General features: G+C 64.2%; 9 protein-coding genes and 1 pseudogene. 1 reads left to right on the top strand and 9 read right to left on the bottom strand.

The features are described from left to right. On the top strand, positions 1–472 hold a 472-nt coding region (locus RLN94_RS04285; protein ID WP_350081336.1), incomplete at its 5' end, for a hypothetical protein. A gap of 98 nt (positions 473–570) precedes the next feature. Here the strand turns inward: RLN94_RS04285 and RLN94_RS04280 are convergent. The 9 genes and pseudogenes from RLN94_RS04280 to RLN94_RS04240 form a co-directional block, all read right to left on the bottom strand. Next, on the bottom strand, positions 571–1,011 hold the full coding sequence (locus RLN94_RS04280; RefSeq protein WP_074836604.1) for a hypothetical protein: 441 nt from the start codon (positions 1,009–1,011) through the stop codon (positions 571–573). Then, on the bottom strand, positions 995–1,588 hold the full coding sequence (locus RLN94_RS04275) for a recombinase family protein (RefSeq protein ID WP_350168588.1): 594 nt from the start codon (positions 1,586–1,588) through the stop codon (positions 995–997). The genes RLN94_RS04280 and RLN94_RS04275 overlap by 17 nt, the downstream gene beginning before the upstream one ends. 650 nt (positions 1,589–2,238) lie before the next feature. Continuing rightward, on the bottom strand, positions 2,239–4,554 hold the full coding sequence (locus tag RLN94_RS04270; protein ID WP_139211329.1) for a DUF5906 domain-containing protein: 2,316 nt from the start codon (positions 4,552–4,554) through the stop codon (positions 2,239–2,241). A 161-nt stretch (positions 4,555–4,715) separates the two neighbouring features. Then, positions 4,716–4,976, bottom strand: coding sequence for a helix-turn-helix transcriptional regulator (locus RLN94_RS04265; RefSeq protein ID WP_074836601.1), 261 nt, complete (start codon positions 4,974–4,976; stop codon positions 4,716–4,718). A gap of 211 nt (positions 4,977–5,187) precedes the next feature. After that, the gene (locus RLN94_RS04260) at positions 5,188–6,408 is read right to left on the bottom strand and encodes a tyrosine-type recombinase/integrase (protein ID WP_074836600.1); all 1,221 of its coding nucleotides are present in this window, start codon (positions 6,406–6,408) and stop codon (positions 5,188–5,190) included. Positions 6,409–6,892: 484 nt separating this feature from the next. After that, positions 6,893–7,702 (bottom strand): citryl-CoA lyase, encoded by an 810-nt coding sequence (locus RLN94_RS04255; RefSeq protein WP_074836599.1) that lies wholly within the window; start codon positions 7,700–7,702, stop codon positions 6,893–6,895. Then, complete coding sequence (locus RLN94_RS04250; RefSeq protein WP_074836598.1) at positions 7,699–8,892, bottom strand: CaiB/BaiF CoA transferase family protein; 1,194 nt, start codon at positions 8,890–8,892, stop codon at positions 7,699–7,701. Before RLN94_RS04250 ends, RLN94_RS04255 begins: the two co-directional genes overlap by 4 nt. 36 nt (positions 8,893–8,928) lie before the next feature. After that, positions 8,929–9,217 (bottom strand): annotated as a pseudogene (locus RLN94_RS04245) (tripartite tricarboxylate transporter permease); the annotation flags it as partial. A gap of 120 nt (positions 9,218–9,337) precedes the next feature. Next, on the bottom strand, positions 9,338–11,344 hold a 2,007-nt coding region (locus tag RLN94_RS04240; protein WP_350168586.1), incomplete at its 5' end, for a putative sodium/potassium/calcium exchanger.

Below are 11,344 nucleotides of genomic sequence, written 5' to 3'. Positions count from 1 at the left end.
CCGTGGGACTTCGGGAAGAAGGGCTCAAGACGCGCCATCTGTGCATCTGTCAGCCAGAAAAGATCGGACATGTTCACCGCTCGTTTTTCGAACCGTGAATCACGCCGACAGGCGGAAATCAATGGGTCCTGACCCTAGGGCGCTCGCTGCCGTATCCGAACTCCAAGATATACAGCTGAAGAGCATCGAGGACGCGCTCGAAAAAGTCAACAAGGCTGCAAATAGACGGAATAGACTTGTTCACGGCAGCTGGGAATTCATGAATGACAAGTTCCAAGTGACTACATACCAGCCTAATAATAAGAACCCGGAAAAATCCGAAGTTGTTACCGAGAAATCTGTCCTTGAACTGGCATCAGACTATCGCGCTGCTGGGCTTTTTGTCGAGGCAGCGGCTTCCAGCTTGCTGACATCTGCCATGGAGCGAAATACTTCTACAACGGCTTCTTCCGGGTCGCCTGAGCAAAGTTGATAGCCCAAGGAACGGTAGAGCGCTCGGACGCCCTCACTGATCATCCTTTGGCTCACGGCATAATTGCTGTCTTGCATGTTTTTATCGTCTCCTAGCTTTCAACCGTCGCCCTTGGGCGTCACGTCCACCATTTTCCGGTAGTCTTCAGGCGTCATGGCGGCGGGGAGGTTGATGTTCACCTGGACGGCACTGCTGCCGCCCTCCAAGGGCTCGCCTTCGCGGTATCCGTGGCGGGCCTTCAACAGGAACATGCCCGCAACCACGTTGCCGTCCATCGCCGTCTCATAGAGCTTCGCCACCAGCGCGTCATGCTCCTTGGCCCTCCCCCGGTCCAGCGCCTCCTGAACCTCGGGTTGGCGCTCGCGCACGTTTCGGAAAGCGTCCTTGCCCATGCGCAGGGCCTTGGCGATGGTGGCAACGGCAACACCCCGAGCGGCCAGCTCCTCGACCATCTTCAAGCCCCGGCGGCCAACGCGCCACTCGCTCTTGCCGGCGTCATTCACGACGCGCCGGGCGGGGATTTCATGCTTGGCTTCCATGCGTCTCCTCCTTCATCTCATTGGCGATCCGCTGCACGACTGACTTGCCCACGCGAAGCTCAGCCGCGATCTTGTTGATGCCGAGGCCCTGCTGCCGAAGCGAGCGGATTGCCTCGCAGGTGCCGTCGCCCGTCTCTGGCCGACCGAACCTGACGCCCCGCAGCCGGGCGCGGGCGATCCCGGCGTGGGTGCGCTCGACAATCATGTCGCGCTCGAAGGCGGCGAAGACTGAGGCCATGCCCAAGAGCGCGCGGCCCGCCGGGGTGGTGGTGTCCACCGCCTCGCGGTCAAGGTAGAGGTCGCAGCCGATCTGCCGCACCTCCTCGAACAGGGCCGCGAGGTTGGCGAGGCTGCGCCCTAGGCGCGACACGTCAACAGCGGCGATCAGGTCAAAGCGCCGCCGCCGGGCGTCGGCCATCATCCGGTCGAGCGCCGGGCGCGAGCGGCTGGCCCCCGAAGCCGTCTCGACATATTCCTGCACTACGTCCCACCCGGCCCGCTCCGCCACCTCTCGCAGCCGGACGAGCTGGTTATCGGTGGTCTGGCCGCCGGTGCTAACCCGAGCATAGATCGCCACGCGCTTCGCCATCTCCATTTCTCCTCTGTGCTGCCCCGCGAATTCCGGAACATAGCGTGAACATTGTGGCGCGGTCTAGCCCGGAAAGGGGACGGATGGCGGGCCGTTTTCTTGCTGCCTTCGCGGCCCAGAAAACATAGGCGATGCGGCGAGCGTTTCGGGACCCCTTTTCCGGGCGGCCCGTTTCTTGCTGTCGCGGCGCGGATCGGCATTGCCGGGGCGGCGGTGGCCGATCTGGCGCGCCCTTTTACCGGGGCGGCAGGCGCGTGTTGCTGTGTCCCCCTGCCCAGAAGAGTGGCGCGCAGCCGCCCTCCCGATCTTCCCGTTCGGGATCGGCGCGCCTTCAGAACGGGATAAAGGGTGCAAGGTCTTAACGCCCAGAGAACGAAGGGTTTTCCGCCATAGGCTCCCGTTCCTCCCGTTCCTCCCGTTCTTTTGGAGAGTTAGGGAAAGGAGTGAGAAGGCGCGCAAAAGAGGGTCCGAGATGGTAGAAAAAAGGAACCGCGTCGGAAAACCACTAGAACGGGAAGAACGGGAGCCGATGCGCTAACCCCCAGCGGGGGCGCAATTATCTGGCACGGTGGCGCATCCCGTTCTCAGCCGCCGGGGCCGGAAACGGGATGCGCCGCTGCGGAACGGGAGGGCCGCCCTCAGAACGGCATCTCATCGCCCCAGTCTTTGGCGGTCGGCACCCGCACCACGTCCCAATTCGCATGGGGGTCGTCGCCCCAGTCGAAGGCCCGTCCATGCATCTCCGACCACCAATCACGCGCCACGGCAAGCGTCGGCAGCCAGACCCCGCGCGCCGTCTTCCCGGCGATGCTGACCTGTTCGGTCCTCTGGACGCGCCCGAGCTTCTTCAGCTGGTGGCCAAGCGACTTTTCAAGACCCGCAGCTTCGCCCCGCTGGATCTTGCCGCTGGCAACAGCCGCCTTCGCAAGGGCACCCGAGGGGATGAAGACCCGCCCGCCATCTTCGGGCACGTCAACAGGTTCGCCATTGCGCCAGATTTCCGGCGTCTCGCCCGACGCAAGCATTTCATGGATCACCCGGGCTGCGCCGGTGAAGCTGCTCTCCACCTGCTCAGCCAGCGCCGCCGTCTGAGGCCGGTCGCGGTGCTCGAAGCCCGACAGGTCGCGCTGCATCAGAAGGTGTGCGAATGCCTCGCGCCCGCCAGCCTGCCATTGCTCGACCAGGGCGCGAAAGAAGGTCCGGTCGCCCCGCCGAGCCGGAGAAACGTCGAGCACCAGCCAGCGCCGGTCATCGGCGTCCGTCGCCACGATGTGCGGATTGTTCGATGCCAAGATCACGGCGAAATGGTTGGGGGCCGCGAAGCTGTCCACCCCCTTCGGCTCGATGCGGATGTGCGTCTGCGTCACCAGCGTCTTGAGCCGACCGACCATGTTGGCATTCTTCGCGGCGGCGATCTCGTCCGCGAAGACAAGGAGCGCCTGTTGAAGGTGGGCGTTGAAGTTGCCCATCAGGCCCTTCTGGTCGGACACGGCGACGAAGTGCCGCCCGAACAGCTCACCGAACTTCTCGGCAAAGAGGGATTTGCCAACACCCTGCCCGCCGCGCAGCGCAATCGAGGTTTCGAGCTTGGCCCCCGGCTGCTGGAACTTCAGCGCCATCCAGTTCAGCAGGTACTCGTAGACCTCGCCATCACCGGCGGCGATCACGTCCCGGATCAAATCAAGGAACAGGCCGCAGTCGCCCGGCGCGGGCACCACGGCGGGGCCGCGCCAGAGGTTGTAGACACCATCGGGGGATTCGACCCCGGGCATGAACTCGACGCGCTCGAAGTCGCGCCGCTGAGGGTGTTTGATCCACCACTCGGCCAGCGGCTTCTTCACATCGTTCCCGTCCTTGTCGACGGCGACCTTCACAGTCCGGTTCGCGTACCAGTCGAAAAGCTCGGCCTTCTTCAAAAACTCCGGCAGGCCGTCGCTGCGCTCGACCAAGACCCGGACCCGCCCGCCGTACTTCACCATCGCATGGCGGGCGTTCATCTCTGCAAGCTCGGGTTCGACCGCCTCGGCCCTCGCCCGCGCGATCTGCCGCCCCGCGTAGCCCTTGGGCTTCGGCTGTTCGAGGACATGGGCGCTGATCCCATATTCAGGGTCAAGGATCACTGCCGCCATCACATCGTCGTCCACGCCGGCGCGGATCATCTCGCAAAGGACAGCAAACAACACCTCAGACCGCGACGGGTATTTGCTTGGGTCGTCAGGATCGCCACCGTTGACAATGAGCATCCGCGTCCGGGCAGATATCGTAGCCGGGAGATCATCGAGGCTGTCGAGGCGCTTCACGTCGCCCAGCTCGACGCACGGGCCACCGGCGGCGGGCGTGGTCTTCGCCACCTCCGCCTCGGGGAATTCGGCCAGCCGGTACGTGCGCCGCCATTCCGCATCCACGACGCTTGCGAGCCGGGCAACGCGCCCCTTCTTGCGCTTCTTCTCACTGGGCCAGTTCACGGTCCCGGGGAGGCGCATCAGGCGGTCGATGTTGTGGCAGGCGTCGGCCTGTAGGTCCGTCTCAATCCTCAGGTTGCGCCGCTCGATGTGCGCGGCGTCCCCGTCCAGCGGCACGGGCTCCTCCGCCTTCCAAAAGTCTTGGTACCCGCCGCCACTGTCAACGATGGCCGTGGGCGCGGGGCTGTAGGCCCGGAGGAGCCGCAGCGCCCGCTCGCGTTCGGCGTCCAGCACCTCGCCCGGGCGCGGGTCCACGTCCACATGCAGGCCGGTCGCGGCGGCCATGTCGGCCTTCTCCGGCTTCTTGCGGACAGGCCCCGCCGTCTCGTTCACCGTGAAGTAGAGGTTCCAGCGCCCGCCGCTGTGGTCGTGGATCCACTTCCGCACCGCGCCGGGGTCGGCCAGCGTCACCGTCCGGGTTGCGCCGCCCTCGGGTGGGATCGCCGTCAGGACCCAAGGCCCACCCGGACGCCAACCTTCAAGGAAGGTCACGGCCTCCTCGGGGTTCGGCCACAAGTCTCCGGCCTCGCCTCGGCCACCTCCGCCCGCTATACTCGGGTCACAGGGTTGATGATGGCGGTTCTGTTCAAGGGTCCTGTCTTCCTGAGCGCCCCCGGTCCCCCGGCTGGGGGCGTTTCCTTTGTCCATCGCACTCATTCGACCGCACCCCCGGCTTCAACCCAGGCACGCACGTCTTCAGCGCGGTAGCGGATGCTGTGGCCCACCTTCAGGAACGGCGGCCCGACGCGCTTGGCGCGGTACGCCTCCAGCGACTTGGGCGAGAAGCCCGTCATCTGGGAAACCTGCTCAGCGGTCAGGTATTCGGGGGAGACGGGCACACGCCCGCGCGGAAGGTCACGGAGGATGCGCGCGGTCACGGCCTCCGCGATGGCTTCAATCGTCTGTTGGTCCATTGTCGTCACCAAACAACAGACCGCCTGCGGCGGGCGGTCGGTTCAGTGACAGGCCCATGTGAGTTGTTTGCTCACCTACCGGTTGGCCCGCGCCCCTCGCTCTCGCGGGGCGCTCCCCGTGCGCGGCACCCCCGGTGAGCCGACACGGTTTCCTAGTCTCGCCCTAAGCTACCCCTTTGGACGCCAGTTGGGAAACCCTCTTTCTCCCTATTCAACCCGCAATCTTTTGTTGTTCGGGTTCCAGCAGGGCAAAGATCGCGGCGGTCATGCGCTCCTGCTCGGCAAGCAGCGTGTCGAACAGGGCGCGCTCGTGGATGTACACCCCGTCGATGCCGGGCACGGTGTGGTCCAGCAGGAGCCGGGCGTTCACGCGGTCGATGCCCTCGCGCTGGGCAACCGTGCGGTAGGTGTGCCGGAGGATGTGGCCGGTGTCGCTGGGCAGCGCCTTCTCCTTCCAGACCTGCGTTGCGATCACCTCGCCCGTCTTGCTCGACCGGGTGGGGAACAGCCATTCCGACTTCGGGAACAGGACTGCGCCCGTCACAAGGATGCGCTCCACCACCTCGACCATGCGCCCAGACAAGGGCAGGTCGAAGCTCCGGCCCGACTTCATCCGGGGGATGGAGATGGCGCGGTCAGCCGTCCGCACCCAGTCGCGGCGCAGGGAGACGAGGGTGCCGGGGCGCAGGCCCGAGAGGAGCCCGAGCGTGTGCATGTCCCGGCGCAGCGGGTTCGGCAGGGCCTGCACCTTCGCCCACCAGTCGGGCAGGTCCTCGGGCATGATGACGCGGTTGCTCGACCGCTCCTTGTTGAAGGTCACCGCCGCCACCGGGTTCACGGGCAGGGCGTCCGGGTCATCGACCACCTTCAGGGCGAAGTTGTAGGCGGCCCGGAAGTCGCGCAGGGTCTTGTTGGCGGAGGGGCCGCCGTGGTCTCGGGTGATGCGGCGGTGTTCCTCGCGGGCCATGCTGCGCCTGATCTCTGTCAGGGGCGTGTCGGACCAGCCGGAGAGGTAGCGGTTAAGCCGGTCCAGCATGTTCTCCACCGACCGCTCCGCGCAGTCCCGGGCGCGCATGTCGGCAATGTACTCCTCGTACAGGCGGCGCACGGTCCATGTGCCCGCGTCTGCCGCCGGGTCCGCCGCCGGGGCGTTCGGGTCGATGCCGCGCTTGATCTGGTCGATCACCGCCGACGCCCGGTTCCGGGCCTCCTCCAAGGTCAGCTCCTCGGTGGTGCCCAAGGTGTGGCGGACGGTCTTCACCAGCTTCCGCCGCCCGCGCTGCCCCTGCCAAAGGTCACGCTGCACCTTGTAGGACTTTCCCGTTTTGTTCACCGCCACCATCAGCCCCGTCACCTTGGCGTCCCGGACTGTCGTGGCCTTCCCCTCGAACTTGAGCCCCCTGATGAGCCCCTCTGTCAATTTCTCTGGCATCCCGCATCTCCTCTGCGAACCGTGTTTGCCCCGAAGCTCGAACCGTTTCCGAACCAGGTGGGGATAGGGTTCGCTCGGGCTGTCGCGGGCTAACGTAGCCTCAAGATGCTGTTTAGGCTAGTGTTTTATGGGGCGGCGCGGGGCGGGGAGGATTGGGGTCTGTCGCCTCCTAAGGGGCAGGTTGCAGGTTCGAATCCTGCCGGGGTCGCCAAAATCACCTGACTTTATGCCCCGGAAAGAGACGATTTATCCAGTGCCTTCGCTGGTGGTCTGAGGGGGGCAGAAAACGGTCCTTCCGTCCTTGCGTGTGCACGGAAAATGACTGCGATTTCCCTTTCGGTGCGGAGTGATTTTTTCCGGCTCTGCGATGCAGAAACAACCGGCATCCGCCCAACTGTTTGCGGCTTCAGCTATCAGCTCCTGAACCTCGGTGTGAACAGGAACACGCCCGAGCCCGATCACGTCAATGAGGGTCTCACTGGCTTCAGATCGGATCGGGGCCGGTGTAGGTCCAGCGATAGGCAGGCGGGGTCGGTCCCTTGTTGCGCCCGCCCTGGTTCATCTGTTCCCAGGCATGGGCGATCACCCCGACCGAGCGTGACAGGCAGAACAATCCGCGCGCCAGTGGGCCGGCAAAGCCGAGTTCTGCATAGATTACCGCCGTCGCGCCATCAATGTTCATCGGCACCGGGCTGCCTTTGCGATCGTTGAGCACCGTCTGGACGGTGCGGCCGATAGCGGCGTATCGCCCGCTGACCGTTCCGGCCGCGGCAGCCTCGTCCACCAAGCCCAGCAGGCGCGGCGCGCGCGGGTCTTCGGGCTTGTGAAACCGGTGGCCGAAGCCCGGGATAAATTTGCCGCGCTCGGCCTGCCAGCGGTCGACCATCTGCGGCACCGCAGCATCCAGAGGCTGGCCCGCCTGAACGGCCGCACCGATCCAGCCGTAGAACTCCACCGCCTGCTCGCCGGCCCCGCCATGAACATCATCCAGCATGTTCACCGCCGAGGCCATGGCCCCGTTGAGACCGAGCCCGCAGGTCACCGCCATGCGGGCGGTCGCGATCGAAGGCGCCTGAGGCCCGTGATCGACCGCCGCGACCAATGCGCATTCCAGCAGACGCGCCTGCGACTCGGTGGGCAGGTCGCCCCGCGTCAGCAACCAGATCATCTGCGGGAAGGTCACGGCGCCGATCAGTTCCTCGACCGGATGGCCGCGAAACCGGATCTGGCCGGGCGCCATGTCGATGATCTCGGTCGTCCACCAGTCAGAGACGTCATTGCTGTCTCGGGTCATATCGCGCCATCCTCTTGCAATGTATCGATGTCCTCGGTGGAAAGGCCAAGCTCCTGCCAGATCTCGGCGTTGTGCTGGCCCAGTTCCGGCGGCGGGGTCTCGACCGCGGGCGCCGCGCCGTCAAGCTTGATGCCGGTCGTGGCCACCTGGATATCGCGCCCCACGCCGGGCACATCCGCATAGCTGTGCAGAAACCCCCGGTCGGCCACCTGCGGCATGGCCAGGATTTCCGGCACGGTCAGCACCGCACCCGCCGGCACGCCGATCCGGTTCAATTCCTTGGCCCAGTCGCGGGCGGGCCGGGTTTTCAGCACGGTTTCCAGCTCGGCCTTCAGCGCCCGGCGGTTGGCCTTGCGCGCCTCCCGGCTGGCATATTCGGGCCGCGCGCAAAGATGCGACAACCCCAGATGCCCGGCCAGCAACTGCCATTGCTCGTCCTTGTTGGCGGCGATGTTGATCAGGCCTTCGCCGGCTTCGAAGGCCCCGGAAGGGGCAGAGGTGGGGTTCTCGTTGCCATGGGCCAGAGGCTCCACCCCGGCGATCAGGTAGTTGGAGACCACCCAGCCCATCGTTGCCAGCACCGATTCCAGCATCGAGACGTCGATCATGCTGCCCCGGGGCGTGGCATTGAGCGCGGCGGAAATGGCAAAGGCGGCGGTGATGCCGCCGACGGTATCGGCCACCGGATAGCCGACGCGCAGCGGTGCGCTTTCGCCGTCGCCGGTGATCGACATGACCCCCGAGGCGCCCTGCACGATCTGGTCATAGGCCGGGCGATGCACCCAGGGGCCATCCTGCCCGAAGCCCGAGATCGCGCAATAGATCAGGTGCGGGTTCACCGCTTTCAGCACGTCATATCCGACGCCCAGACGGGTCATCACGCCGGGGCGAAAGTTCTCGACCACCACATCGGCGGTCGCCACGAGGCGCAGGAACAGCGCCTTTCCCTCCGGGTGCTTGAGATTGACGGTCACCGATTTCTTGCCGGCGTTCTGGGCCAGAAAGGACACCCCCATGCCGCTGGCATTCAGCTCCGGGTCGGCCCCCAGCTGCCGCGCAAGGTCGCCGCGGCCCCTGGCCTCGACCTTGATCACCTCGGCACCCATATGCGCCAGGTGGTGGCAACAGAACGGGCCGGCCAGCACATTGGTCAAATCGAGCACGCGAATGCCCTCTAGCGGTTTGCTCATGGCCTCTCCCTGGCTCGATGTCGCTGGCGTCGGGCCTCAGTCGCCTTTGGCCGCACCTGCCGCCCGGTTCCGCGCGCGGCAACTGGGCAGGACCACCAGTATCAGCGCCCGCACCGGCAGGCCAAGTGTCATCGGACGGTCGCAGATGAAACTCACCCCCATCACAAAACTGCATGGCGCAGGAAAAGTTGTTCTTCGACGGCGGACCGAGAATGAAGCCGATCAGCAGGCGCGCCAGCGGGAGATCTGCAAACCGCAGGAAGGTCGCGCAGAGAGCGCAGCCAACCAGGATCAGCAGCTCGGTAGCGGTGTTCTGGCCGATATGGGGCAAGGGCGCAGCCTGGCGAGCGCTCCAAATAAGAAGGCGGCGCTGGGAGCGCCGCCTTGGTGTCTTGGCAGAACCGCTGCCTGCGGGAAGGTCTCCGCAGGCAGGTGGTGCGAGGGATTAGACGGGTTCGTTACCCTCGTCGCCTTCGTCACCCTCGTCGTCTTCGTCGTGTTCGTTGCCCTCGTCGTCTTCGTCGTTCTCGTCGCCTTCATTGCCTTCGTTGTTCTCGTCGCCTTCATCGCCTTCATTGTTATCGGCCTGGCTGTCCGCTTCGTTGCCTTCGTCGCCTTCATCTCCTTCGTCGTTCTCATTGCCCTCGTTGGCTTCGTCACCTTCGTCGTCGGAGTCTTCTTCGTTGAGTTCGTCGTTCTCGTCGCCTTCGTCGCCTTCGTTCTCTTCGTCGGCCTCGTCAGCTTCGTCGCCTTCGTCGCCTTCGTCTCCTTCGTTGCCTTCGTCGCCTTCGTTATTCTCGTCGTCTTCGTCGCCTTCGTTGTCTTCGTCGTCTTCGTCGCCTTCGTTGCCTTCCTGGCCTTCGTCTCCCTCGTCGCCTTCGAAGTCTTCGTTGCCTTCGTCGCCTTCGTTGTTTTCATCCTCTTCGTCGTTTTCGTCGCCCTCGTTCTCCTCGTCGCCCTCGTCGAATTCGTCGCCTTCGTCGTCTTCGTTAGCTTCGTCGTCTTCGTCGTTCTCGTCGTTCTCGTCGTTCTCGTTGTCTTCGTCGCCTTCGTCTCCTTCGTTGTTTATGCCGCCTTCGTCGCCTTCATCGCTTTCGTCGTTTTCATCTCCTTCATTGTTTTCGTCACCTTCGTCCGCTTCATCGTTCTCGTCGGATTCGTCGCCTTCATTGCCTTCGTCGCCTTCGTTATTCTCGTCGGCTTCGTCGCCTTCATTTTCTTCGTCGTGCTCGTCCCCTTCGTCGTCCTCGTCGGCTTCGTCACCTTCGTTGTCTTCATCGCCCTCGTCGTCTTCGTCGCTTTCGTCGTCCTCGTTGCCTTCGTCGCCTTCGTCCTCTTCATCACCCTCGTCGTTTTCGTCGTGCTCGTCGGCTTCGTCGCCTTCGTCGGCTTCGTCGCCTTCGTCGCCTTCGTCGGCTTCGTCACCGGAGTTATCTATGTCCGGATCAATTTCGTCACCTTCATTGCCCTCGTCACCCTCGTCACCAGTGCCGGCCACAGGCTCATCGCCTTCGTCGCCCTCGTCACCCTCGTTGGCCTCATCGCCTTCGTCGCCCTCGTCGTATTCGTCGCCCTCGTTGGCCTCATCGCCTTCGTCATTCTCGTCGTTTTCGTCAAATTCATTGTCTTCGTCGCCTTCGTCGCCTTCGTCGCCCTCCTGGCCTTCGTCACCTTCGTCGTTTTCGTCGTCTTCATCGTTCTCGTCGCCCTCGTCGTCTTCGTCGTGCTCGTCGAGTTCGTCGCCTTCGTTGCCCTCGTCACCTTCGTCATTCTCGTCGTTTTCGTTCCCGGTATCCGGCAGGGCTTCGTTGCCTTCGTTGTTTTCGTCGTCTTCGTCGCCTTCGTTGCCTTCGTCGCCTTCGTCGTTTTCGTCGTTCTCGTCGTTTTCGTTGTCTTCGTTGCCTTCGTTGAACTCGTCGTTTTCGTCGCCTTCGTCGTTTTCGTCGTTTTCGTCGTCCTCGTTGGCTTCGTCGCCTTCGTCGTTCTCGTCGCCTTCGTCGCCCTCGTCGTTTTCGTCGGCCTCGTCGTCTTCGTTGCCTTCGTCGTCTTCGTTGTCTTCGTTGCTCTCGTCGCCTTCGTCGCCTTCGTTGTCTTCCTGACCGGGCACGTTTTCGTTGCCTTCGTCGCCTTCGTTGCCTTCGTTATCATCGTCGTCAGGGTTGGTGCCGTGCTCATTGCCCTCGTTGGCTTCGTCAGCCTCGTCGTCTTCGTCGTCTTCGTTGCCCTCGTCGCCTTCGTCGTCGAACGTATCGGTGCCGTCGCCCTCGTCGCCCTCGTCGTCTTCGTCGCCTTCGTCGCCCTCGTTTTCTTCGTCACCCTCATCCTGCGGGTCTACGCCGGGCTCGTCGCCTTCGGCTTCGTCGCCCTCGTCGCCTTCGTTGCCTTCGTTGTCCTCGTTGCCTTCGTCGCCTTCGTTGCCTTCGTTGCCTTCGTCGCCTTCGTTGCCCTCGTT

Origin of the sequence: Roseovarius sp. (genome assembly GCF_040223625.1) — a bacterium.
Lineage (GTDB): Bacteria > Pseudomonadota > Alphaproteobacteria > Rhodobacterales > Rhodobacteraceae > Roseovarius.
This window is presented reverse-complemented; position numbering and strand designations above follow the sequence as displayed.

What these genes read in the sequence shown, in the direction of transcription:
- RLN94_RS04280 (WP_074836604.1), bottom strand. Translation starts at nt 1,011, where the DNA reads ATGGAAGCCAAGCATGAAATCCCCGCCCGGCGCGTCGTGAATGACGCC.
- RLN94_RS04265 (WP_074836601.1), bottom strand. Translation starts at nt 4,976, where the DNA reads ATGGACCAACAGACGATTGAAGCCATCGCGGAGGCCGTGACCGCGCGC.
- RLN94_RS04260 (WP_074836600.1), bottom strand. Translation starts at nt 6,408, where the DNA reads ATGCCAGAGAAATTGACAGAGGGGCTCATCAGGGGGCTCAAGTTCGAG.
- RLN94_RS04255 (WP_074836599.1), bottom strand. Translation starts at nt 7,702, where the DNA reads ATGACCCGAGACAGCAATGACGTCTCTGACTGGTGGACGACCGAGATC.
- RLN94_RS04250 (WP_074836598.1), bottom strand. Translation starts at nt 8,892, where the DNA reads ATGAGCAAACCGCTAGAGGGCATTCGCGTGCTCGATTTGACCAATGTG.